At 69.6% G+C, this 24,190-nt stretch carries 16 protein-coding genes and 1 pseudogene; 13 read left to right on the top strand and 4 right to left on the bottom strand.

What is annotated here, in order from left to right:
* The first annotated feature begins 129 nt into the window (after positions 1–129).
* Positions 130–1,470, top strand: a complete 1,341-nt coding sequence (locus GTY58_RS01880; protein WP_010981779.1) for a hypothetical protein — start codon at positions 130–132, stop codon at positions 1,468–1,470.
* 47 nt (positions 1,471–1,517) lie between these two features.
* On the opposite strand, the gene GTY58_RS01885 is transcribed toward GTY58_RS01880, so the two are convergent.
* Positions 1,518–2,807, bottom strand: a complete 1,290-nt coding sequence (locus tag GTY58_RS01885; RefSeq protein WP_010981780.1) for a competence protein CoiA family protein — start codon at positions 2,805–2,807, stop codon at positions 1,518–1,520.
* 177 nt (positions 2,808–2,984) lie between these two features.
* On the opposite strand from GTY58_RS01885, the gene GTY58_RS01890 reads away from it, so the two are divergent.
* On the top strand, positions 2,985–3,809 hold the full coding sequence (locus GTY58_RS01890) for a hypothetical protein (RefSeq protein ID WP_010981781.1): 825 nt from the start codon (positions 2,985–2,987) through the stop codon (positions 3,807–3,809).
* A 183-nt stretch (positions 3,810–3,992) separates the two neighbouring features.
* On the opposite strand, the gene GTY58_RS01895 is transcribed toward GTY58_RS01890, so the two are convergent.
* On the bottom strand, positions 3,993–4,241 hold the full coding sequence (locus GTY58_RS01895; RefSeq protein WP_137951535.1) for a hypothetical protein: 249 nt from the start codon (positions 4,239–4,241) through the stop codon (positions 3,993–3,995).
* A gap of 596 nt (positions 4,242–4,837) precedes the next feature.
* Here GTY58_RS01895 and GTY58_RS01900 point away from each other — a divergent pair.
* Both GTY58_RS01900 and GTY58_RS01905 read left to right on the top strand, forming a co-directional pair.
* Positions 4,838–5,974 (top strand): hypothetical protein, encoded by a 1,137-nt coding sequence (locus GTY58_RS01900; protein ID WP_010981782.1) that lies wholly within the window; start codon positions 4,838–4,840, stop codon positions 5,972–5,974.
* A gap of 143 nt (positions 5,975–6,117) precedes the next feature.
* A complete protein-coding gene (locus tag GTY58_RS01905) occupies positions 6,118–6,318 on the top strand; it encodes a transposase (RefSeq protein WP_237529037.1) in 201 nt (66 codons plus the stop codon).
* Between the two features lie 188 nt (positions 6,319–6,506).
* Here the strand turns inward: GTY58_RS01905 and GTY58_RS01910 are convergent, their stop codons facing one another.
* Positions 6,507–7,745 (bottom strand): IS256 family transposase, encoded by a 1,239-nt coding sequence (locus tag GTY58_RS01910; RefSeq protein ID WP_010981783.1) that lies wholly within the window; start codon positions 7,743–7,745, stop codon positions 6,507–6,509.
* A 763-nt stretch (positions 7,746–8,508) separates the two neighbouring features.
* On the opposite strand from GTY58_RS01910, the gene GTY58_RS01915 reads away from it, so the two are divergent.
* Positions 8,509–10,785, top strand: coding sequence for a catalase (locus GTY58_RS01915; protein ID WP_010981784.1), 2,277 nt, complete (start codon positions 8,509–8,511; stop codon positions 10,783–10,785).
* A gap of 127 nt (positions 10,786–10,912) precedes the next feature.
* Positions 10,913–11,380 carry an MSMEG_6728 family protein gene (locus GTY58_RS01920; protein ID WP_010981785.1) on the top strand — a complete coding sequence of 156 codons (468 nt, stop codon included), beginning with the start codon at positions 10,913–10,915 and terminating at the stop codon, positions 11,378–11,380.
* 364 nt (positions 11,381–11,744) lie between these two features.
* Here GTY58_RS01920 and GTY58_RS01925 read toward each other — a convergent pair whose 3' ends face one another.
* The gene (locus GTY58_RS01925) at positions 11,745–13,868 is read right to left on the bottom strand and encodes a SpoIIE family protein phosphatase (protein ID WP_010981786.1); all 2,124 of its coding nucleotides are present in this window, start codon (positions 13,866–13,868) and stop codon (positions 11,745–11,747) included.
* An 868-nt stretch (positions 13,869–14,736) separates the two neighbouring features.
* Between GTY58_RS01925 and GTY58_RS40135 the strand changes: the two genes are divergently transcribed.
* The 7 genes and pseudogenes from GTY58_RS40135 to GTY58_RS01950 all read left to right on the top strand — a co-directional run bounded on the left by GTY58_RS40135 (position 14,737) and on the right by GTY58_RS01950 (position 24,122).
* Complete coding sequence (locus GTY58_RS40135; RefSeq protein WP_052082487.1) at positions 14,737–15,528, top strand: MASE1 domain-containing protein; 792 nt, start codon at positions 14,737–14,739, stop codon at positions 15,526–15,528.
* Positions 15,420–16,262 (top strand): MAB_1171c family putative transporter, encoded by an 843-nt coding sequence (locus GTY58_RS40140; protein ID WP_308699022.1) that lies wholly within the window; start codon positions 15,420–15,422, stop codon positions 16,260–16,262. The genes GTY58_RS40135 and GTY58_RS40140 overlap by 109 nt, the downstream gene beginning before the upstream one ends.
* Positions 16,244–16,573: a DUF6545 domain-containing protein gene (locus tag GTY58_RS39325; RefSeq protein ID WP_338059014.1), complete on the top strand. Its 330-nt coding sequence runs from the start codon at positions 16,244–16,246 to the stop codon at positions 16,571–16,573. The genes GTY58_RS40140 and GTY58_RS39325 overlap by 19 nt, the downstream gene beginning before the upstream one ends.
* A 156-nt stretch (positions 16,574–16,729) precedes the next feature.
* Positions 16,730–18,007 (top strand): annotated as a pseudogene (locus GTY58_RS01935) (NF041680 family putative transposase); the annotation flags it as partial.
* A gap of 903 nt (positions 18,008–18,910) precedes the next feature.
* Positions 18,911–21,091 (top strand): hypothetical protein, encoded by a 2,181-nt coding sequence (locus GTY58_RS01940; protein ID WP_167544189.1) that lies wholly within the window; start codon positions 18,911–18,913, stop codon positions 21,089–21,091.
* Between the two features lie 197 nt (positions 21,092–21,288).
* On the top strand, positions 21,289–22,776 hold the full coding sequence (gene pelF / locus GTY58_RS01945) for a GT4 family glycosyltransferase PelF (RefSeq protein ID WP_042492662.1): 1,488 nt from the start codon (positions 21,289–21,291) through the stop codon (positions 22,774–22,776).
* The gene (locus tag GTY58_RS01950; RefSeq protein WP_107082918.1) at positions 22,773–24,122 is read left to right on the top strand and encodes a hypothetical protein; all 1,350 of its coding nucleotides are present in this window, start codon (positions 22,773–22,775) and stop codon (positions 24,120–24,122) included. Before pelF ends, GTY58_RS01950 begins: the two co-directional genes overlap by 4 nt.
* The last annotated feature ends 68 nt before the right edge of the window (positions 24,123–24,190 follow it).

The raw sequence follows: 24,190 nt of genomic DNA on the forward strand, positions 1-24,190 counted from the left end.
AAGCAGTCGACGGTCGTACGGGTGCGATCACCGAACGGCCGGTAATCACTCAACTCCCCTACGCGACACCGGGTAAGGGAGCAGAGTGGAGGCACGGTTGAACTGGTTGAACGCACCCGGGGGTCATCGATGGCACGTCGACCGCGAACACCGAATGCAGCCCTTGCGGCCCTGATGCAGTCAGGAGGAATCGGAAACGCACAGCTCGCACGCCGGGTGAACGCCGCCGGCCGCGAACTGGGGCTCCGCATGCACTACGACAAGACGAGCGTGTCCCACTGGCTCGCCGGATCCGTTCCAAAACTCGAGGCAAGGCCCGCCGTCACCGAGGCGCTCTCACGGCTGCTCGGACGGCCCGTAACGTGCGCGGAGGTCGGCTGGGAGACCGAGGAAAAGCCGGCCGGAGAGCGCGACTTCGTGGCAGGAGTGATCGACCTGAGCCGGGCAGACATGGATCCCACACGCCGGGGAGTGCTGAAGACCGGGATGTACGCCGCGGCGCTGGCCGTGCCCCGATACGAGGACGTGGCGGGGCGGTTGGAGTCGGCAACGGCCGGGCGGACGGTGCACATCGGCCGCTCCGACGTCGAGACCGTCCGCACCATGACCGACAAGGTCGCCGACATCCTGGACCAGGTCGGGGCAGGCCACGCCCGCCCGATGGCCGCCGCCTTCCTCGTCAACACCGCCGGCCCCTACCTGCGCGCGAGCGGCACGGACGAGGTGCAACGCGACATGCGGGCCGCTGTCGCGGACTTCGTGTACCTCACGGGCTGGATGGCCATGTACGAAGACCAGCAGGGCCTGGGCCAGACGTACTACCTGCGCGCCCTCGAGCTCGCGGGCGCTGCCGAGGACCACGTCACCTACTGCCGCACCCTGCGCGGCATGAGCCTGCAGGCGACGCACCTAGGCCACGGCAAGAAGGGCCTGGAACTCGCCGACGCCGCCGCCGAGGCGGCGCCCTCCGCCGGCCCGCGCCTAGTCGCCTTCCTGTGCGGCCAGCAGGCCGCCGCCGCTGCGATGACCAACGCCCGGAACACCGCCCTGGCCCGGCTCCGTGAGGCGGAGAGCGCGCTGTCCCGCGCCGACGACCGACGCGATGCCGTAGGCGGATACGACCAGGCCGCCTACTTCTTCCACGAGGCACACGTGCGCTGGCACCTCGGCGACAAGGACGGCTCCATCGCCTCCCTGCGCCGCTCGAACACCGCCCGCTCCCCGCTGGAACGCCAAGGCCGCCTGCACTGCCTCGGCGTGACCGCCGAACGCCAGTTCCGCATGCGGCACATCGAAGCCGCCTGCCAGACCTGGGGAACCTTCCTGGACGAGCACGTCACGATCTCCTCTGCCCGAGGAGACGAGCACCTGAAGACGATGCTCAAGGCGCTCCCCGCCTACCGCCGCGTCGCCGGAGTACGGGAACTCGAAGAACGCGCCCGCCACGTCGCCACTCTCAAGACAGCCTGACTTTCGGCGCTCACCCCACAGCGGAACGGGGTGGGCGCCGTCACACGTCATCCCCTATCAGGCCCGTTGGGTCTAACAGGGACAACATCCGGAGCGGTGACGCGTATGAAGGTGCTGCGTCCGGTGACGGGGTTCAGCACCGCGACCTTCAGCGGAGACCGGGCGGCGGCCTGGATGCGCGAGAGCCACGTCTGGTTCGGGACCAGGATCGTCAGCTCCGCCGGCCACTCGATGAGCGCTTCGAGATCGGGGCAGACCACACCAGCCAGCGTGAACCCGTCGCCTGTCCATCGCGGCCGGGCGTAGACGAGCAGCCCGTTACCGTGAGCGGGGCTCTGATCTCCATACATGATCGCTTTGCCCGAGGCGGAGCGGACCATCTGCGTGAACGCCTCCCACACCGTGGCGTCAAGGCCCGTGCGCTGGAAAAAGCCCGCCAGCCGCTGCAACTCCGCCTGCCACTCCAGCAACTCCGCCTGCCATTCCAGCGCCCGCCGCTCGGCGTCTTGGCGGTGTTGCTCGGCGGCCGCGGCTCGCTGCTCGGCCTCCTGGCGACGGCGCTCGGCGGCAGCCACCCGTCTGACGGCTTCGGCTTCGGCCTCCATCTGGGCGCGTGCCAAAACCAGGTCCTCGTACGCGGGCGCCGTCCACCACACCGTGCCATTCGCGCCGGTGTGGGCGTGCACCCGCCCGTCGAGGATCCACCTGATCGCGTCGCCGAGCGGGCAGGTGATGTGCACCCACTTTGCTTTCGCCTTCAGCGTGCGTGGCGCCCAGTCATAGCGCGCCATCCCATGCCACACCGTCCAGGTCTCGCCCCGCCGGCGCGGAGAGCGCACCCTCAGCGAGGGAACGACCCGCTCCCAAGGCCGGTCCTGCAGGGCGACCCAGCACACCGCCACTCCGTCCCGCGCGTAACGGTCCGTACGCATACGCGCCTCATCCTGCGTCATGGGCGACAACTGCGCCTCCAGAGCCATGAAAGGGCGGTCGTGCTCGTCGAAGACCATCACGTCGGCCCGCCAGTTCCGGACCTCGCTGCTCACCTCCAGCTCCGCTCGCCATCCCGCCGCCCGAGCAGCCACGACCAGCTCCAGCTTCAGGAGGTGGTGCTCCGGTGATTCGTTCGCCAGCTCGCAGTCCGGGGGCCGCACCTGGTGGTAGAAGTGCCGGACGACGTGCTGGGAGGCCCGGGCGAAGACCCGACCGCCGCACTCCGGGCATGCCAGCCGCAGTCCTTTGACCCGGTGGACGTCCGTCCAAGCGCGGTCACACCCGAGGTCGTCCATCGACGCGTCCAGTCGACCCCAGACCGGGTGTACGGCGGTGTACCCCATCACCCCTCCCTCGTGCGCCCAACGGCAGCCAGCGTCCCCACACCGAGACGACCCCGCGCCGTAGATCCTGCTCGCTGCGCCGCCGCGTTCTCCGCCGGGTCCTCCGCCCTGCGGCGGACGACTCCCGTTCCGGACGGTGTCCGCTTCGCAGGTCACGCTCCCTTCCGCGCCGCGGTGATGTACGCGGCCGCGCGCCAACCAGAGGGAGAAGGACAGGCAGCGGAGAGCAGGGCGACGGGGGTCTACCGGGAGCGAGCGGAGCGCCGACGGCGGACGCGAGGAACGGGCGAGGCCCGCGGCGACGGCTGGCAGCGCACCGAGGAGGACGAGCAGCTGCTGCGGCTGGCCACCCGGTACAGCACGCTGACGCTCCACCAGGCCGCCTACGCCTGTTGGGGCGGACGGATCGAGGCCGCCCGGCGGCGGGTGCGGCTGATGGTCGAGGCCGGGCTGCTGCACCGCCTGGCCGTCGCGGATGTCGGTATCCGGCTGGAGAGCGAAGGGCGCACTGTGCTCTCCGAGCGGGAGGTGCACGCCGCCGAAGCCGTACCAGGCCGCGCGGCGGAGCTCCTGGCGGACCTTGGCGTGCACCAGGTCCCGGTCGGCGTCCGGCGCGGGGAAATACTCGCTGTGCCCGTCGGGGCCCGTGCCGTGCACTGGCCCGACCTCGTCGTGGTGCTGCCCGGCGGCCGCCTCGCCGCGTTCGAGGTCGAGCTCACAGCCAAGCCCGCGGCCGCGCTCCGGACGATCCTGCGTGCGTACAAGCAGGCCCGGCGCCCGGTGGCCTACCTCGCCACTGAGCCTGTCGTGGGCCAGCTGCAGGGCGGCCCCGGGCCGGGCGGCCGGTGGGTCAACGGTGTCGCCCAGGAGCTGGAACTCCTGCCGCCGGGCGGGCCTGGCCCGGGCGCCGACGGGCACCTTCAGGTGCGGCCGTTCACCGCCGTCGACCCGGCCGTGGCCCGCCGGACAGCCCAGCAGGCCGCCCGGCTACGAGGTGGATAACGCGCAGATCACGCCCGTTGCCACCCCGGTATCCAGCGTCGTCTGCGCCCAGAGCGTCAACATTCCTCGCCGGTGGCCGCTTCTCCGATCGCCTGCTGGACGAGGCGGAGCTCCGTTTCGTCCAGCGCGTCCAGCGACGCCTTGAGGTTGAGAGTCCGCGCCGTTGGCGTCGTGTTGTGCTCGTCACGCTTGCGCGACGGGACCGGTCCTGGCCCAGTGGCCACCAGGGGGAACCTCAAAACTGAGGCGCCAGGGCTTGTGGCCTTCCGCCGTGCAGGTGGCCCATAGGCGAATGCGCGCGCCCCGGTACTGCTGCCGCCAGCGTTGTTCTCCCTCGGCGTCCTCGTAGCAGTCCGGCCGCACCGAGGGGTCGGTGGAGAACAGGGCCATGTCGCCGGGTTCCACGAAGACCGGACTGACTGCGCGCCCCAAGTCGTCCGCTCCGTCGATTCGCGGCCGGAAGCGCGTTGGGCCCCAGATCACTTGTGCCCGCATCTCTCGGGTGGTGCTGCCGGCTAGTTCGGGGTCGTTCCCGCGGTCGCGGTCGTCTCGCACCTGCAGTTGCACCTGAAGACGTCCCAGTGCTGTGGGGCCCTCGAAACGTACCTCAAGGCGGTCGGCCTGATGGCGTATCCGAAGCTGGGGGGTCAGGGCGTTGTGCCAGCGGTCCCGCTCGATCTGCGCGACAGACCCAGCCGTCGCGTTGGCTTCCCGTGACGACCGCCATGAGTACGTGACTCTGTCGGGGATCTTGGAGCGTCGAGGTCAGCTCGGAGATGCCGTCGCCACCACGTTCAACGACTGACCCGCCCAGCATTCTCACCCCTTCCCTCAGTAGGGAACTGCCCCCAAAGGAACAGCGTCCCCCAGTAACTGTCAGCGCCAGAGCGGTTGCCAGGGCTTCAGGGATGGGGAGAAGACCTTCCGCGGCGCAGCGACGGCTGTCCACGACCCTTCCGGCAGCTGATCAACAGCGCGTAATCTCCATGCCGCCACAAGATCTGCGTTTCAGGTCGGGGGGAGACCGCATGCAGCACCTTTCCACACCACTCGCCAGGACTCTGGGCGCGGCGGCTTTGTTGTCGGCAGCCGCCGCATGGGGCGCGGCCTCGATCCGGTACGAAGCTGACGGCCCTCGCCTGGACGTTCTCGTGCCGCTGGCCCTGGCGGCGGTGTTCGTCGTGGGCTGGCTGATGGCCTCTCGGTCAGCACCCCCCGTTAAGCTACTGCCATCGACCGCTCCTCCCCGGGAGAAGGTCCCTGGCAAGCTGGGAGCGGTGCGCCGTGACTGGGGGCTCGTCGCCGCGGCCTACCTCACCGTCTGGGCACCGTTCGCGGCGGCCAACAGCGCCTACGGCGGCCGGGGTTCACAGCTCGGTGCCCTGTACTGCCTGCTCACCTTCATCGTCGGCGCCGTGCTGTCCCTGTGCAATCTCGCGCTGCTCCAGAGCAACCTCGGTCGATCGCAACGCATGCTCAAGGAGGACGCCGCCGCGGGCAGCGTCCACGCTATCCGCGTCCGGTTCGGTACCCCAGTGCTGGAGATGTACCGATACCCGACGGGGCAGGGTGCCGGCAGGATCGCCGCCTCCACCACTTACGGCGTCGAGTTGGTTCACGAGAGCGACAGCGGCGAGCAACGGACTATCCGGCTCCGGGCCATGAAGGCCGCCCAAAGCGACAAGGTCGGTGACAAGCACCTCACCTATGCCGCTTCCCAACTCGTCGGCCACGGCGGCTGGTTGTGCTGGCCTGCCCGGTGGCGTGACATCGCGGGCACGAACAAGGACCTCAAGGTCCCCGCCGCCTTCGCCTCCGACTCCGGTCACGTGGTCTGGGGCGAGATGCAGCAGGATGACTACGCGTACTATCTGCGCGACGGTGCCGCACCATTGTGCGAGACCGACCCCAGGCTCGCCGTCGCGCCGCTTCCCCGGCCGTCGCGGTACTTCCCGAAGGTGCACGCCTCGCACCTGCGTGTCGCGGCGGTTGGCGCCCTCCTCGCCGTCCCGTTCCTGCTGGATGCCGTCCCGTACTGGGCCGGTCTGCTGTTGGGCGTGGTCTCGGGGGCCTTAGGGCTCTTGGCGGGGATGACGATGGACGGAGTGGGCGTGGACCAGGAACCGTGGACTGTACGTACAACCTCCCATCCGTCACTGCAGTAGGCGCAGCCCGCCACCATGCGCGACGGCACGGCCCCGGCCCTGCAGGGTGACCACGATCCGCCCGGGAGGCGGCCGGACAGCCGACATGCACCGAGTGCTGAATGCGCGCATCCGCGCGGCGGGAGTTCGCCCACGGATACGGCATGCAGCGCTGTCGCTACCGCGGACAGGGAAAGGCTCACATCCAGCACGTCCTGACGGCCATCGCCGTCAACATCGAGCGCCTCAGCGGACTGCCTCCAACCGAAGAAGCCCCCACGCCCCGCCGACCGACTGCGTTCCAGAATTACCTCGACCAGCGCAAGATACCCCGGTCGAAGTCCTGGCGTACCCCGGGAAGCTGACCTCGACGCTCCAAGATCCCCGACAGAGTCACGCACTGACGCGAACGCGGCCACACCGCTGAGTGCGGCTGCAGCCGCGGCGATGCTGGTATCTGCGATTCCCATGCGCGCGGACTGTAGCTCAGCCAGAGGGGGTCACGTCCGCTGGAGTGGTGTATTGACGGCCACTCGGTGATCTCGTTTTGAGGCTATGCGGTGAGTTCGGTGGGCAGTTCGGTCTCGTCGGTTTCTGACTCGATCGGGTGGAGGCGGGCCTTGGCGAGGAGCTCGCGGCCCATGTAGCGGCGGGCCTCGGTCCACTCGTCGTTCTGCTCGGCCAGCACCGCGCCGACCAGGCGGATCAGGGCGGTGCGGTCGGGGAAGATGCCGACCACGTCGGTGCGGCGGCGGATCTCCTTGTTCAGGCGTTCTTGTGGGTTGTTGGACCAGATCTGCCGCCAGATCTCACGTGGGAACGCGGTGAACGCCAGCAGGTCGTGCTGAGCGGCAACCAAGTGGGCGGCGGCCTTGGGAAACTTGGCCTCCAGGGCGTCCAGCACGTGGCGCATCTGGGCCTGGACGGCGTCGGTGTCGGGCTGTTCGAAGACGGTCCGCAGCAGCGTGGCCACCCACGGCTGGGCGGACTTGGGGACCTGGCTCAGCAAATTTCGGGCGTAATGCGTGCGGCATCGCTGCCAGGATGCTCCGGGCAGGACGGCGCCGATCGCGGCGACCAGACCGGTGTGGGCGTCGGAGACGACGAGCTGGACACCTTTCAGGCCGCGGGCGGTCAGGGAGCGCAGGAAGGCGAGCCAGCCGGCGCCGTCCTCGGCGGTGGCAACGTCGATGCCGAGGATCTCGCGGTGCCCGTCGGCGTTGACCCCGACCGCGATCAGCGCGTGGACGTTGATGATACGGCCGCCCTCGCGGACCTTCTGGGTCAGGGCGTCCACCCGGACGAACGCGTAAGGGCCTTGGTCCAGGGGCCGGTTGCGGAACTCGGCGACCCGCTCGTCCAGGTGCTTGGCCATCGCGCTGACCTGGGACTTCGACAGCTGGGTGACGCCGAGGGATTCGGCGAGTTTCTCGACTCTGCGAGTGGAGACGCCGAGCAGGTAGGCGGTGGCGACCACCGAGATGAGGGCCTGTTCGGCCCGTCGGCGTCGTTCCAGGAGCCAGTGCGGGAAGTAGCTGCCCTGGCGCAGCTTGGGGACGGCGAGTTCGACGGTGCCGGCGCGGGTGTCCCACTCGCGTGGGCGGTAGCCGTTGCGGTGGTTGACGCGTTCGTCGCTGACCTGCCCGTATTCGGCGTTGCAGAGGGCGTCGGCCTCCGCGGACATGAGCGCGTCGGCGAACGTCTTGACCATCGCGCGCAGCAGGTCGGGACTCGCCGCGGCGAGGTTGTCTTCCACGAGGGCATGCAGGGGCAGACTGTCGGGTGCGGTCATCGTGCTGATCTCCTTCGAGGCTTCGACACTTCGAAGATCAGCCGGTGGCCGTTCATCTATGCGGGCCTCATCCCGACGCCGGAGCAAACCCCCGGATCAGGTCGAACCCGTACACCACTTCCCTGGACGCAACCGTAACGGGCGCGGTCGGACCGGAAGAGGGTCCGGTGGCACAGGCGAGCGTTCATGGCCGCCAGCGCCTCACGCGCATCATCGGACGGGCCTGCGAGGGGGAGGATCTCTGTGGCGGTCATGCCGTGGAAGTTCTGCGGCATCCCGCCTCTGCGGCGCTCTGACCGGCCTTGGTCCTGCGGACTGCTCCGCTTCCCACCGTGTTCGCTTGGAGCCCAGTCGGCCGACGCCGTTGACGAGGTACGGCGTACCGTCGCCGTCCTCGCTGCCCGCGTCCCGTCGCCGCGCGGCGCCCGCCGCGGAAACGATTCACACGGCGCCGCGCAGCCGGAAATGAATCGCCCATGACTTGACCCCCGATGTCTGGGTACGCAGAGCGGGCGGCCGACTCAGCTGGGGCGCGAGGAGCGGACAAGATGGACGGGGCTGCCTTGGGTACCACGGCCGCACTCTCTTCGGCACGCCGGTTCATTCCGTCGACGCGTGCCCTGGTGCGGGTCTCACCGCACCATGAGAAATTGACGGGCAAAAGGCCGCCTTCTCATATTTCGCCCCATGCGTTCGCCTGCCACAGCACTCGACACTCGGCCACCGCGACCGTGGCCGGCCAGACACGAAGGAAGCGTCTCCGATGAGCGAGGCCAACCCCCTCAAGCGAGCAGCACGGAAGATCACCAACAGCCTCCAGGACAACGGCGCCACGCCTGAGGAGGGCATCCCCGGCAGGCCCGGCCCGGAGTCTCCCTCCGTGGCGGAGCCGACGGAGCCGCGTGACCCGCTGCCGCCGAAGCCGGACCAGAGCGGCCCCGACACCGTGTCGCCCACCGGCCAGCCGACCGGCGCCGACCAGGCCCGAATGGCTCAGTCCGGCAGCTACCTGACGACCGCCCAGAGCACCCGCCTGTACGACACCGACCACTCGCTCAAGGCCGGGCCCCGTGGACCGGTCCTGCTGCAGGACCACCACCTGCGCGAGAAGGTCATGCACTTCGATCACGAGCGCATCCCGGAGCGCGTGGTCCACGCGCGGGGCGCGGCCGCGCACGGCGTGTTCCAGAGCTACGGTACGGCCGCCTCCGTGACCAAGGCCGCCTTCCTCTCCGAGGACAAGGAGACGCCGGTGTTCGTGCGGTTCTCCACGGTGCTGGGATCGCGGGGCTCGTCCGACACCGTGCGGGACACCCGGGGCTTCGCGACCAAGTTCTACACCAGCGAGGGCGTCTTCGACCTGGTCGGTAACAACATCCCGGTCTTTTTCATCCAGGACGCGATCAAGTTCCCGGACGTCATCCACGCGGGCAAGCCGCACCCGGACCGGGAGATCCCGCAGGCGCAGAGCGCGCACGACACGTTCTGGGACTTCGTCACCCTGCACACCGAAGCGACGCACCACACCCTGTGGAACATGTCCGACCGGGGCATCCCGCGCTCGTACCGAATGATGGAGGGCTTCGGCGTCCACACGTTCCGCCTGGTCAACGCCGAGGGCGCCACGACGCTGGTGAAGTTCCACTGGAAGCCCAAATTGGGCGTGCACTCCCTGGTGTGGGAAGAGGCGCAGATCACCAACGGCGTCGACCCGGACTTCCACCGCCGGGACCTCGCCGACGCCATCGAGGCCGGCGCCCACCCGCAGTGGGAGCTGGGCATCCAGACCTTCCCCGACACCCCGGACCAGACCTTCGAGGGCATCGACCTGCTGGACCCGACAAACCTCGTGCCCGAGGAACTCGCTCCCGTGCAGCCGGTCGGCCTGCTGACCCTGATGCGCAACCCGTCGAACTTCTTCGCCGAGACCGAGCAGGTCGCCTTTCACGTCGGCCACCTCGTCCCGGGCGTCGACGTCACCGACGACCCCCTGCTCGCCGGGCGTCTGTTCTCCTACCTGGACACCCAGATCACCCGGCTGGGCGGCCCGAACTTCCCGCAGCTACCCATCAACCGGCCGCACGCCCCGGTCAACGACATGCTGCGCGACGGCATGCACCAGACGGCCGTGCACCGGGGTGTGGCTCCCTACCGCCCCAATTCGCTCGATGGCGGCTGTCCCTTCCTCGCGGGAGCGGACACCGGCGCGTTCGTCGAGACGCCCGTACGCGTGCCGGAGGCGGCGAAGGTCCGGGAGGCGCCCGAGTCGTTCGCGGACCACTTCAGCCAGCCGCGGCGGTTCTGGCTGAGCATGAGCCCGATCGAGCGCGAGCACATCATCGCCGCCTACACCTTCGAGCTCGGCAAGTGCTACGAGCAGGCCGTCAAGGAGCGAGCGCTACAGGTCCTGGCGAACATCGACCCGAACCTGTGCGCTGAAGTGGCCACCGGTCTCGGACTGCCGGCCCCCCAGCCGACCGTGCCCCTGGCCGAGGTCGAGGCCAGCCCCGCCCTCTCCCAGGTCGGCGGGACCTGGCCCACGGACGGCCGGGTCATCGGCATCGTCATCGGTCCGGACGGCGACCTGCGGGGCGTGAGCGCGGTGCGCGAGGCGGTCCTCGACGCGAGCATGGTCCCGCTGGTCGTCGCCCCGGCCGGAGGCGTTTTCGGCTCGGGTGAGGGCATGGTGACGGTCCAGCGCACCTACGCCACCGCGCGGTCTGTCGAGTTCGACGCGATTCTGCTGGCCGGGACACCGGGCGTGGGCGGCGACGCGTACGGCGCCCGTGACGCCAAGGCGTTCCCCGCCCCCGCGCAGCAGGCGACCGGTGACCCCCGCGTCGGACTGCTGGTGTCGGAGGCCTTTCGGCACGGCAAGGCCGTCGGCGCGTGGGCCGGCGGCGAGGCGTTCCTCGAAGCATCCGGGGTGCCCCTCGACGCGCCGGGCGTGGTGGTCGGTGACTCAGGCACCGGCGCCCTGGCGCAGCTCACCGGTCTGCTGGGCAAGCATCGCGCGTGGGACCGGTTCAGGGCTGTGTGAGCGGTCCGCGTCCGAGCGGCCCGGCCGCCGTCCGGGTTTCGCACCCGACACGGCCGGGCTTTCGTACGCCGGGTCACGCCCCTTCCGCCGACGCCCGCCGCGCCGTCTCGTCACGCAAGGGATGACCATGCAGACGTTCCTGCCCTTTCCCGACTTCGCCGCATCTGCCGCCGCGCTCGACCCGCGGCGCCTGGGCAAGCAGCGCGTCGAGGCGCTCCAGTTGCTGCGCGGTCTGATGGTTCCCGGCTACGGCTGGCGGCATCACCCGGCGGTGCGCATGTGGACAGGCTACGAGGAGGCACTGGTGCGCTACGGCCTGGAGGTCTGCTGCGTGTGGACGGCGGCCGGGCGCGCGGACACGTGCGCCGGCTCCCTGATGACCGACTTCACGGCCCACCGAGCCGATGTGGGCGTGCGTACGCAGGAGCGGCTTGCAGCGGACGGCGAGCTGCCACCGTGGCTGGGCAATCCCGCGTTCCACCGAAGTCATCGGTCGGCGCTGCGGCGCAAGGATCCGGGCTTCTACGCACCCCTGTTCCCGGACGTCCCCGAGGACCTGCCCTACGTCTGGCCCGCCTCGGACCGGTCTCGCTAGGTCGGACCGGTCTCGCTGGAAAAAGCGTCGAGCGGGGCGGCCCGTCAGGTGTCCATCAGTGCAGCGGCCTCCAGGGTTCTCGAAGAGCCTGCGGGGCGGCTCAGCGGTGGCGCCGCTCCCGGGCGTCGGCACCGAAGCCGTTGCGTCAGAGTCTGCTGACCAAGAGCGCCATCGTGCAGGAGGGGGGCCTGCGGCTCTCCCCTCCAGGGGAACGCTGTACGCACTCGCCGGAGCAGGCGTCAGTTGCGTCCTCGTCCTTGCGGAAGCCGGCGATATCGACGATCAACGCGGTCGGCCGGATAGCTTCCCGCATCGTCCCGCCAGACGGGCCCGCACATGCGCCGGATCCCATGGACCGGTCGGTTCAACGCGAGTGGATGAGAAGCAACGCGATGTCGTCACTGCGGAACGCGGATTGCCGGGCGTGGTCGACCAGGCTGTCGGCGATGGCCTCCATGCTCAAAGTGTCGGCGTGAGCCAGTTGGTTGGCGAGGCTGTGGATGGCGTCCTCGATGTCGACGCCGGGTGCTTCGATGAGTCCGTCGGTGTACAGCGCGAGCACGGTGCCGGGTGGCAGGGAGACTTCGGTGGTGGGGTATTCAGCTGCGGGGTCGATGCCGAGCAGGAGACCTGGCTGGAGGTGGAGGACTTCGACGTGGCCGTCTGGGTGGCGCAGGATCGGAGGTGGGTGGCCGGCGGTGGCCAGACAGGCGTGGTGGTGGGTCATGTCGAGGACGATGTAGGTGCAGCTGGTGAACAGGCCGGAGTCGAGGTCGGTGAGTAGGCGGTTGGTGCGGGCGAGGACTTCGCCAGGGGCTGCGCCTGCGGTGGCGTGGACGGCGGTGCGGACCTGTCCCATGAGGGTGGCGGCCTGCACGTTGTGACCTTGGACGTCGCCGATAGCTGCAGCGGCAGTCGTCTCGTCGAGGCGGATGAGGTCGTAGAAGTCGCCGCCGATGCCCATGCCGCGGCTGGCGGGGAGGTAACGGGCGGCAACCTCGAGCCCGGGGATGCGCGGCAGGGTGTGGGGCAGCAGGCCGGCCTGGAGGTTGCGGGCGAGCTGATGTTTGGCGTCGTAGAGATGAGCGCGGTCCAGGGCCTGTGCGATCAGTCCGGCGAGGGCGGTGAGGACGGCGCGTTCTTGCGGGGTGAAGAGATGGGGCTGGTCGTAGGCGAGGACCAGGGAGCCGACAGCGCGGCCGGAGGTGATCAACGGCAGGAAAGCCCAAGAAGCCATGCCGTCCTGGAGGACGGCGGCAGGGTGGGCCCGTTTCAGCTCCGCGAAGCTGGCGAAGAAGCAGGGGATGCCAGTAGTCAAGACATGCGCGGCGGGGGTGTCGGCGGTCAGGGGGGTGGCGTCGAAGCGGTCCATGAGGTCGGCGGTATAGCCGCGGTAGCCGATGATGTGCAGTCGGCCCTCCTGTGCGGTCATCAGGGCGAGGGCCCGCGCGCCGAAGGCGGCCAGGACCTGGTCGGCAACCCTGTTCACCACGTCGCATACGCGGACGGCTTCGGTGAGGGCGACAGCAAGATGCGTGAGGCTGTAGAGGGCGTTGGCCCGGCCCGGTTCAACGGGCGGCGCGGGGTGGACCAACCGCGGAGGGTCCGGGGTATGAGCCGACGGGTTGGGGACGATGCGCACGCTGATGCCGGTGGCATCCGGGTAGAGGTGGAAGGACAGCCAGTGATCCGGTGGGCGCAGCGTAGTGAAGGACGTGGGTAGGCGGCTGAGCGCTGCGGATCGGTAGCGGTCTTCGGCGACGTGATTGTCCAGCCACGGCAGTGCCTCCCAGGGCCGCGCTCCCAGAAGGTCGAAAACACCGACGCCGAGGAGGTCTGCCGCGGCCGTGGTGATGAAGGTGATCCGGCCGTCGACATCCAGGGCGCAGCAGCCGTCGGGAAGACGCTCGGCGAAGCCGACCGCGGCCTGTGCCTCGTGGTGCCCGGCGGTACGGGTCTGCGACGGAGGCAGTATTCGCGGCTCGAGCCCGGGCACCACGGGGTGACCGCTGTTGGCGGCTTGCCGCATGATCACGCCCAGTCGCTCGCAGACGCCGGCGATCGCATCACGCTCGTGCGAGCTCAACGTCGGTGGGTGCGAGGCGGGCCAGTGCAGCACCAGGCCGCCCCATACGGTCGGGCCGGTCGTGATCGGGGCGGCGGCCAGGGCGAAGGGGTGGGGCAGGACGAGCGCCAGTTTCGGGTAGCGGCGCGCCCGCTCCTCCTCGCTGCCGATCCACACCAGGTGGCGCTCCCGTACGGCGTCGGCCACCGGGGTCGCAGCCTCCAGCGTCACCCGCGCCCACGGGACGGCGATCCGCCACGAGATTCCGCTCAGCACCGCCAGCTGCAGCGCGGGCTCGTCCGGCGACAGCAAGTAGATGGCGCTCAAGCTGGCGCCGCTCTCCCGCGCGAACTGGAGCAGGACGGACTCCAGTGCCTCCGGGCCGAAGCCCGCAGGGAAATCGGTGGACGCGGCGTCGGGCACGCTTTCACTTGCCTCTGCAAGCTCCGGATGGTGATCCCCGCACCCGCCCGAAGCGACTTCGAGCACCCTCTGCGCTGATGCCCAAGCCGGCGCCGATCTGCGCCCAGCCGGCCCCGGCCCGCCGGTCGGCCGGCACCGCCGAACGAACTAGCCGACCGGCCAGTTCGGGCACCTGCGCCACAACAGCGCATTGACAGCCTCCGGGAACCCGCGCCCCGGGCAGATCGCTGCTCCCCTGCTGTGCCCCGGCCTGTATGCGGCTGACTAGCTCCGTTCCGACAAGCACCATCGCCCGCCGCTCCTCCGTCGCCGCCAGCCACCGCCGCCTGGCACGCCAGGCCGCCTGCCGGTACGCCGGGCAGCAGTACCGGCGTCCACGGCCGGACGACCGTGGCAACAGGATGCAACACCAACAGCACCGACCATCACTCACATTCGGACAATACGCCCGCCAGGTGGTGACGTCACTCCGATGCCAGGACATGCGCAGAAGAAGACCGCTGACGAGCAGCCGCATGGTGGAGCGGTGTCGGCGACGACTGAAAAGTGGCTCAGCCACGATTCACGCGTCGCCGACATTCCTCGCCATTCGCAACGTCGCGGCCCATGAAGAAGCCGTGGAATGGTCTCGACAGGACGCTTTGGAACACCTGACTGTTCTGTGCGTCAGCACTGTCCTGAGCGTCAGCGCACATTCGCACAACTAGAGGACGACACCTACCTGAGCCCGACCACGAGAACGGCCTCGAAAGCCACCCAGTCCGGCGGATGATGGACCTCGGGGCGATGTCGATGCGGAACTCGCCCGATGACTGTCACGCGGCGTGAACAGCTCCGGCGCGGTGGCGTGGCTGCCCTGGACGTATGAGTGGTCGCCGCGCTGCACTACGGCTCGGCCAAGGTGGGGCTCCTTCAGCAACTGGTGCGCGGCCAGGTCACCCCGCTGTGGCCGCCGACCGGTATCGCCCTGGCGAGCCCGCTCCTGGGCGGCCCGCGGGTCTGGCCCGGGATCGCGCTCGGCGCGCTCCTGGTCAACGTCTCCCTCGGGCCGTCGGTCTGGGCCGTGCTCGTGATCGTGTCGGGAAACACCCTCGCGCCCGTCTGCTCGTACATACTGCTCCGCCGCACGGGATTCCGTCTCGAATTGGACCGCTCGCGGGATGCGCTCGCGTTGATCTTTCTCGGTGCGTTCACCGGGATGCTGGTCAGCGCGACGACAGGCAGCGGGACCCTGGCCCACGCCGGCGTGCTGAGTGCCGACCAGTTCTGGCCGACATGGTCGGTCTGGTGTACCGGCGATGCGATGGGCGTACTGGTGGTGACGCCGGTCCTGCTCGTTTTGCGCTCAGCACACCGGCCGAAGGACGCTCCGCCTACCCGTTGGGTGGAGGGGCTGCTGCTCCTCGCAGCCACCTCCTACATCGGTTTCCTGGAGACCGGCAGCACACCCCTCAGGTTCCTCGGCTTCCCGAGCCGATCTGGGCGGCCTTCCGCTTCCAACGGGCCGGGGCAGCGCCCTGCGCCCTGGCCGTGTCGACCTTCGCAGTCATCGTGGCCTGTCTACTCACAGCGACTGCCGGCTACTGGGTCCTCGGTCGAGGGACGCCCCGTCCGAACGGCACGTGGGCCATGGGCGCGCTCCTTGGCTCGTTCGCCCTAATCTTCGCCACCTACGCCCCGCTGTTCGAGAACGCCGTTGAGGGCGTCGTGCCGCACGTCGCCCGGCTGATGAGCAACTGCGCTTCCCTGGCCGCCGCCACGGCGGTCCTGGCCGTCTCGTTCCAGCTCAACCTGGAACCCGCGGAAGCGCAACGGCGAGTCCGCCCGCGTCTCGTCCTCTTCGCCACGTCCGCCCTCGGCATGACCGTGCTGTTCACGTACGAGCAGATGACGCATCGCTCTCCGCAGGTGTATGCGCTCTACCTGCTCCTTTTCATCTCCTACCTCGGTTTCGCCATCGTCGACTTCCTGGTGCAGGCCGTAAGCCAGTCGAGGTCGACCCGCCGCAGCAGCGTCCGGATAGGTCTGCGCATGGCGGCAGCAGGGTGCGCCTTCACACTCGTCTACGCGGTGTACAAGCTGACGGTCCTCATCTCCCTGGGCCTGGGCTTCCACCTGGTGTCCGACCATTCGGGGTGTTCGTCGCTCGTGTCTACGCCGTGCGTCTTCAGCGTGACGTCTCCGGCGCTCGCCGCCCTGCTGATCTGCGTCGGTCGCACACTGACGGCTGTCGTCTACCCGGTCAGCCAGGCCCGACGTCGCCGCTGGGAGGCACAATCCTTCGAAGCCCTCGGTCCTCTCTGGCAAGACCTGTCCGCCGCAATGCCGAATATCGACCCGGACTTTACGAGGCCGCTTCGAACGACTCCGACTTCCTGCTCCAACGTAGGGTGATCGAGATCAACGACGGCATCCTCGCCCTTCGGCCGTACCGGTCCCGCATGGTGCAGGAGCTGGCCCAGAATGCGTTCGACGCTGTAACAGAGGCGGGAGCTGCAACGGTCGAGGCGGCTGTCGTGAAGGCAGCGATGACCGCTTCAAAGGCTGGCCGGTACGCCAAAAAGCTTGCCCTGCCGTCGGCGGAGGCAGCTTCCCGCAAGGACCTCCGTGCGGACACGGAGTGGCTCCTCCTGGTGGCCGACGCCTACGCGCACCGGGTTGGGCGTGTCGCCGATGACAGTCAGCCAGAGCCGGTCGGAGCCTGATGGCATGACCGACCCGACTCAGCTTGTTACTTAACCTCTGGCTTCGAACGGTGCGTCGCACAGGGTCACTCACCTGGGCATTCGCCGGACAGGCGGGCGGCCCCCGCATGAGCATGCGTTCCGTCACAGAACCGCACTCATACGAAGGCCGCAGAGGTGAGTCTGCTGCATCACGATGCCCGGCACGAGGCGTTCGACTTCACGTCCCACTTTCGGGAGGACCTCTACACATGTCTGACCCGGCGCGGTGACACGCTGTTCGAGCTGTGCGACGCGATGCTCTGCGAGGACGGCCCGGTGACCTCGCCGGTCGATCTGACGCTGCTGGCCGAACACCGGCGTGGGCACGGCGCGTTGTACGACGCGCTCAACCAGGGCCGCATCGACGCGGTCAGGCTGCGCAAGGCGCTGGCCATGCTGCCGCAGCCCAAGGCCGCCGACGGGCGCCTGGTCCTGGCCGTCGATGTCTCCGCGTGGCTGCGTCCCGACGCGCCGTGCAGCCCGGACCGGCTGTTCTGTCATGTCTCCGGACGCTCGGGACGCTCCTCGGACCAGTTCATCCCCGGCTGGCCGTACTCGTTCGTCGCCGCGCTGGAGACCGCTCGGACGTCGTGGTGCCAACTGCTGGACGCGGTCCGGCTCGGCCCCGACGACGATGTCGCCGAGGTCACCGCCGCCCAGGTCCGCCGTGTTGTCACTGACCTGATCGGCCAAGGACAGTGGGAGGACGGTGACGATGACATCCTGGTCGTCTTCGACGCCGGCTACGACGCCCCGCGCATGGCCTACCTCCTCGACAGCCTGCCCGTCGAGGTGCTGGGACGGATGCGTGCGGACCGTGTCATGCGACGGCCGGCACCTTCGCCCAAGGAGTACGCCGTGTCCTATCCCCAGGGCGGGCGACCGCCGAAGCACGGCAAGGAGTTCCGCTTCGCCAGGCCCGATACGTGGGGCGATCCTGACGCGGAGACGGTGCAGGTCACCGACCGCTACGGCGCCGCGAAGGCGATGGCCTGGGACCGTATCCAGCCCCGGCTCACCACCCGCAGCGCGTGGATCGACCATGACAGCGAACTCCCCATCATCGAGGGCACCCTGATCCGCCTCCAGGTCGACCATCTGCCCGGCGGCGGCGACCCACTGCCCGTCTGGCTGTGGTCCTCCAAGACCGGCATGACCAGCACAGACGTCGACCTGCGGTGGCAAGCGTTCTTGAGGCGCTTCGATCTTGAACATACTTTCCGTTTTGTAAAGCAGACGCTCGGCTGGACCCGTCCAAGACTCCGTACTCCCGAGGCCGCAGACCGGTGGACGTGGCTCGTGATCGCGGCGCATACCCAGCTCCGGCTCACCCCGGCCCGCGTTCGCCGGGGGTTCAGGAACCTCCGCCCCCACCTGCACAGTCCAGCCCGTGCACCCAAACCCTCAACTCCTGGTTTGACCACCACCGCCCCGGCGTTGTTCAGCAGCTGCCGGGTCGCGGCGGCGGCCTCGTCCGGGCCGCGGACGACAGTGCCCGCTGCGGGGCCCCGGCCGCGGTCGCGAGCATCCTGAACACCGTGTAGTTGTTGACGAGTTCGCCGCCGCCTGCCCAAGGAGATCGGCACCGAGCAGCTTCTCCGAGAGGCCGAGGGCCGTGGCGAGGCGGCGACGGACGCGGACGGCCACAGCGCCCACACTTCCTCGACGGCCCGAGCGCCGCACGAGAGTCACCGGCGACCTCGAATCCCGCCTTGAGTCCTACGGCGTATCCGCCGTCGGCCCGCCCAATCTCCACACCGCACAACGCCGCCTGCTGGGCCGAGGCTGACGGGCGGCAGCCAGACGAGCGGACCGGGTTACACCACCTGAGGGATCTGACCCGGATCCAGGGCGCAGGGTCGTTTAGCGGATGCGGAAATAATCCGTACGGTCATCTAGTCAGAATCACACCACCAGGTGATCCGTTCAGTGGTGGGTCGACGAAGTCCCGGGCGAGTTTCCGACGCTCTCCCCAACGCTTCGCTTACCTGATTACATGCACTCTGAGCTGCGCATATTATTGATCATTTACTCAGGCGGTGGTGCGTAATCGCACGCCCTGTGATTCCGCCGGACGGGCTCCCGTGCACCTCTGATGCAACAGACGGTAAGCCTCAAGGGTACGCCAGAAGGTGATATACCTCTGGGCGATGGGGGCGCGGGGATCGGGGGATTCACGTATGCGCGGTTGTATTCACTTCTGGCACGGTCATGCCCGCAAGTAATCAAGCCTGCGCAATTTCTATCACTATCTGATCCACTGTTATACCGCGCCGCACTAACCCGCGGCGCCGGGGGGAGTTCATCATGCGTTGCATGCTGTTGAAAGCCGGTGTGTGCGGCAGCGCTGCCGTGCTCGCACTCGTCACGTCGCCCATCGTGGCGAGAGCAGCCACGTTGGAGCCGAGGATCGACCTGAAGGTGCTCGTCGTGGATGACGGGGGCCCGGCCACCGGGGCCATCACCGCCGAACTCGACTCGGCAGGCACCCCGTACACCAGGGTCAAGCTGGCCGACAGCGGGCGGCCGCAGATCAACGCCGCCTTCCTCAGCGATACCGTCAGCGGCCGTCCTAGGGCCAAGTACCAGGCCGTCGTGCTCCCGAACGACAACCCGTTCGGTGCCGGCTCCGCCGAGATGGCGACCCTGGCGACCTTCGAGCAGACCTTCGGCATCCGGCAGGCCGACGCCTACACCTACGCCAGGCCCGAGGTCGGGCTGAACTACGCGCAATCGCCTGGGTACATCGGCTCGCTCGACGGCACCACCGCCCAGGTGACGTCCGCCGGGAATTCCGGATCCTTCGGCTACCTCGCCGGGAGCGTCCCCTTCGAGGACAACGCGCCCGACGTGTCCGAGAGCTACGGCTATCTGGCCGTGCCGCTCGCCCAACAGCAGGCCGGGGCCACGTTCACCAGCTATGTGGACGCCCCGATCCCGGGCAGTTCCGCGCGCGGCTCGCTCGTCGGCGAGTACGCCCACGAGGGGCGCCGGGAACTGGTCGTCAACTTCGTCTACAACCAGTACCAGGAGCAGTACCGGCTGCTCAGCCGGGGCATCGTCGAGTGGCTGACCCAGGGCATCCACCTGGGCGCTGACCGCAACTACTTCGCGGTCCACGTCGACGATGTCCTCCTCGGCGACGACCGGTGGAACACCTCGCTCAACTGCACCCCCGGAGACGTGGACTGCACCCCGGGCGGGGGCGCCACCCCCGACCCGATCCGGATGACGGCGGCGGACGCCCAGTACGCCAAGCAGTGGTCCGCCGGTCACGGGCTCACTCTGGACATGGTGTTCAACGGCGGCGGCAGCGAGGACTACAAGGCGGAACACGGTGGCGCCGACCCGACGGCGGACCAGCTCATCGCCGACAAGAGCGCCTTCCGCTGGGTCAACCACACCTACCAGCACCCGTTCCTGGGCTGCGTCCAGGACGTCAGCGTGGTGCCGTGGAAGTGCTCCACCGACGCGAGCGGAAAGATCCAGTGGGTCAGCCAGGCCGACATCACCTCGCAGATCACCCAGAACCGTACCTGGGCGGGCGGCAAGGGCCTCGCCCTCGACAACACGGAACTGGTCACCGGTGAGCACTCCGGGATGAAGGTGTTGCCGCAGCAGCCCGACGACAACCCCAACCTGGCCCCGTCCCTGAACGCCACCGGGGTGAAGTGGCTGGCCAGCGACAATTCCCGAGACCCGCAGCAGCGCCAGATCGGCTCCGCCCTCACCGCGCCGCGCTTCCCGATGAACGTCTACTACAACGCGGGCCACGCGACCGAGGAAGTGGACGAGTACAACTTCGTCTACACCAGCAGGGCCAACGGCGGCAGCGGCATCTGCGAGGGCTCCTCGACCACCACCTGCCTGAGCGCCCCGCTGGACCCCCAGACCGGCTACACGTCGTACATCGTCCCGTTGGAGAGCCGCATCGCCCTCGGGCACGCGCTTTCCAACGACCCCCGGCCGGTGTACATGCACCAGTCGAACCTCGCCGAGGACCGCATCGCCTACCCGGTGCTGGACAAGATCCTGGGCGACTACACCAGCCTCTACGCCGCCAACACCCCGCTGGTCAATCTGCGGATGAAGGACATCGGGACCGAGCTGAAGTACCGCGCCGCCTGGGCCGCCGCAGTGAAGAACAACCAGGTCACCGCCTACCGGATCGGCAACACGGTCACCATCAGCTCGCCGAACGGCACCCAGACCAGCGCGACCATGCCCGCCGGCACCACCCAGAAGCAGCTGATCGGCAGCACCGCCTTCGGCGCCGCCTACGCCGGGCAGCTGTCCGGCTGGACCACCCCCGGCACGCTGCAGACCTCGATCACCCTGCAACTGACCACGCAGGCCACGCCCGCGGCCCCCACCGGCACCGGCACCGGCACCGGCACCGCGAAGGTAGCCGCACCGGCACCCGCGCTGCGTGTGCCCAGCGGTGTGGCCAGCCCTGTCCCGGCAGGCCCCGGCGACACCGCCCGCCGCAAGCGCTGACCGTGATCAACGGGCACGACGGCACGACCGGCACGCGACGGGCGCAACCGTCCCAACGTGCACGACGGGATACGGGGATAGGGGGATACGGGGATTTGGCAGTAACCGACCGCACCAGGCCAGCATTCGGGGACACACCGCCATCCGGCACAGCCAGGGCCATCGCGGCCATCAACACCGGCACGACCCGCGTCACCATGCTCACCGAGGGCACCTACCCGCACAGCCACGGCGGAGTGAGTGTCTGGTGCGATCAGCTTGTCCAAGGCATGCCCGACGTGAACTTCCAGATACTCGCGGTCACCAGTGACGGCCGCGAGCCCCTCACCTGGGAAACGCCCGCGCACGTCAGCAAGGTGGTCTCCATACCCACCTGGGGACCGACGCCGACCGGCCGCGCACCGCGCGGCCGGCGGCTGCGGGGCTTCCTCGACACCTACGAAATGTTCCTGCTGGCCCTCCTCGATCCCGGCCCCGGTTCTGGCTCCTGTGCCGGCCCCAGCACCCTTGAGCGCTTCGCCGAAGGGCTGTACGGCCTCGCGGCACGAGCCCGGTCCGGGGAACTGACGGCGGCGCTGCGCACCGAGGCAGCGATACGCACACTGGCCGCCGTCTGGAACCGTCCGCACGTACCCACCCACGCCGCCCGGCCGACCATGCACGACGTACTGACCGCGACCGACCTGCTGGAACACGCCCTGCGCCCACTGGCGGCCGCCCCACCCCGGCACGGGATCGCCCACGCCGTCAGCGGCGGACTGGCGGCCCTGCCCGGACTGCTGGCCCAGCACCTGCACGGCACGCCCCTGCTGCTCACCGAACACGGCGTCTACCTGCGTGAGCGCTACCTCGGTTACGGCGCCGGCGGTTACCACTGGCCGGTGAAGGCGCTGCTGCTCGGCTTCTTCCGGCTGCTGGCACAGGAGACCTACGCCCGCGCCGCGCTCATAACGCCGGGAAGCCACTACAACCGACGCTGGGAGGAACGCGGCGGCACCGCACCCGACAAGATCCGTACCGTCTACAACGGTGTGGACCCCGGGGCCTTTCCTCCCGCCGGTCCGGAACCGGAGATCCCCACGCTGGCCTGGGCGGGGCGGGTCGATCCCATCAAGGACCTGGAAACGCTGATCCGGGCCTTCGCCCTGGTACGCCGGGAGATGCCCCAGGTGCGGTTGCGGCTGTTCGGCGGCACACCCAGCGGCGGCCAGGCCTACCGGGAACGCTGCCAGGCTCTCAGCCGGGACCTGGGCATCGCCGAAGCGGTGGCCTTCGAGGGCCGGGTGGAGGACATCCGCGACGCCTACGCGGCGGGCACCGTGGTCATGCTCTCCAGCATCAGCGAGGGCTTTCCCTTCACCCTCATCGAGGCCATGTCGTGCGGCCGGGCCACCGTCTCCACCGACGTCGGCGGGGTCCGCGAGGCCGTGGGTGACGCCGGACTCGTCGTACCGCCGCGCGAACCGGAGGCGATGGCACGGGCAGCCCTGGAACTGCTGCGCGCGCCCGCCCGCCGGGCCCGGACGGGCGAGGCCGCGCGACTGAGGGTGATCGAGCAGTTCACACTCCGGCACACCATCGACTCCTTCCGGGAGATCTACGGCGCGCTGGGAGCGGGCGAGGACCGGACGCACCTGGCCGAGGACCCGGCGCCGCGCGCCCGACGGGCCGGAGGTGAGTGGTGAACCGGCCGGGCGATGACCGAACCGTATTACTGCGCCTGCCGACCCCGCCGCAGCGGCCGACCTGGGCCGACGACCCGCTCGACGAGCTCGCCGAACGGCTGGCGGACGTGTGCGGGGCCGCCGTTCACCCGGACGAGATCGCCGCGGTGCTGGAGTCCGACGGGCTGACGCACCAACAGATCACCACCCGCTACTCGCGACGGGACCTGTTCGCCATCGCGGAGGAGCTGTACACCCGGGTGCCGCGCCGATTCCCGGACCCCGGACCGGGACCCGACCCGTGGCGGACCAGCCCGTGGCAGTGCCTGCTGCGCGGGATGCTGTTCGGCCTGCCGGGGCTGGCCTACCTTCTGGGCGCAGGACTGCTGCCCGGCCGGGTCACCGGGCTCGCTGCCTCGGCACTCGTGGCCTGGGCCTGGAACCAGGCACTGGCCCACCGCGCCTACGTACGACTCGCCGCGGGCGGCCGGCGGGCAGCCGCGCGGTGCCTGCTGCTCGGGGCCCCGGCCGGGGTGACGGCAGCGGCGGCGGCCGCACTGGCCGTCTCGGGGGCGGGTGCCGCCCCGGCCTTCGCGGCGGGAGAGGCGCTCTATCTGGCGGCGGCCACGGTGCTGCTCGTTCTGGGACGCGAGCAGCACCTGCTGATCGCGCTCGTACCGACGGCGGCCGGGGCGGCCTGCATACCGCTGTGGCACCCCGGCCCGGTGCCGGTCGCCGTGCTGCTGCTGGCCACCGTCGCAGCGGCGGCGCTGTCGGCGGTACGGGAGATCGTACGGTCGCTGCGCACCACAAGCTCCGCGGCACCGGGCACGCCCCGGCTCACCGCCTCCGTCCCGTACGGGCTGTTCGGCCTGGCCGGCGGGGCGCTGACGCTGATGGCCCCGGCGGCGGGCAGGCCGGCCGCCGTCGTACTGACGCTGAGCATGGGCGTGGCCGAGTGGTTGCTCTACCGCTACCGGAGCCTGACCCTCACCGCCCTGCGGCACAGCCGGACCCCGTGGGGCTTCCGGCTCCGGGCGGTCGGCGTGCTCGCCCTGTGCCTCACCGGGTACCTCGCGGTGCTCGCCGCCCCGGCGCTGGTCACCGGGGTGCCGCCGCTGCCGCTGCTCGCCCTCGGCGCGGCGCTCTGGGTCGCCCTGCTGCTCCAGGCGGCCGGGATCGCCTGGCCGTCCGCCGTGGCCTGCCTCGCCGCCGCCGTTGCGGAGGTGGCCCTGTCAGGCGGGGCCAACCGGGGGCCGGGTCTGCTCAGCCCGGCGACCGCCGAGTTGGCGGCCTGCGGCTGCGCGACGGCAGTGCTGCTGGCGGTCGCGTGCACCCGGATGGGCCGGACCACGGCCCACCGCTGACCAGATACCGGTAACCCGTAGCCCCGTGACCTCATGACGCCCTGCCCCTGCAACCCAGCACAGCAGTA

The sequence above is a fragment of the Streptomyces sp. SID5469 genome (assembly GCF_009862865.1).
GTDB lineage: Bacteria > Actinomycetota > Actinomycetes > Streptomycetales > Streptomycetaceae > Streptomyces > Streptomyces avermitilis.

What these genes read in the sequence shown, in the direction of transcription:
- GTY58_RS01890 (WP_010981781.1), top strand. Translation starts at nt 2,985, where the DNA reads ATGTACGCGGCCGCGCGCCAACCAGAGGGAGAAGGACAGGCAGCGGAG.
- GTY58_RS01905 (WP_237529037.1), top strand. Translation starts at nt 6,118, where the DNA reads ATGCAGCGCTGTCGCTACCGCGGACAGGGAAAGGCTCACATCCAGCAC.
- GTY58_RS01900 (WP_010981782.1), top strand. Translation starts at nt 4,838, where the DNA reads ATGCAGCACCTTTCCACACCACTCGCCAGGACTCTGGGCGCGGCGGCT.
- pelF (WP_042492662.1), top strand. Translation starts at nt 21,289, where the DNA reads ATGCTCACCGAGGGCACCTACCCGCACAGCCACGGCGGAGTGAGTGTC.
- GTY58_RS01940 (WP_167544189.1), top strand. Translation starts at nt 18,911, where the DNA reads ATGCTGTTGAAAGCCGGTGTGTGCGGCAGCGCTGCCGTGCTCGCACTC.
- GTY58_RS01885 (WP_010981780.1), bottom strand. Translation starts at nt 2,807, where the DNA reads ATGGGGTACACCGCCGTACACCCGGTCTGGGGTCGACTGGACGCGTCG.
- GTY58_RS01880 (WP_010981779.1), top strand. Translation starts at nt 130, where the DNA reads ATGGCACGTCGACCGCGAACACCGAATGCAGCCCTTGCGGCCCTGATG.
- GTY58_RS01910 (WP_010981783.1), bottom strand. Translation starts at nt 7,745, where the DNA reads ATGACCGCACCCGACAGTCTGCCCCTGCATGCCCTCGTGGAAGACAAC.
- GTY58_RS01920 (WP_010981785.1), top strand. Translation starts at nt 10,913, where the DNA reads ATGCAGACGTTCCTGCCCTTTCCCGACTTCGCCGCATCTGCCGCCGCG.
- GTY58_RS01915 (WP_010981784.1), top strand. Translation starts at nt 8,509, where the DNA reads ATGAGCGAGGCCAACCCCCTCAAGCGAGCAGCACGGAAGATCACCAAC.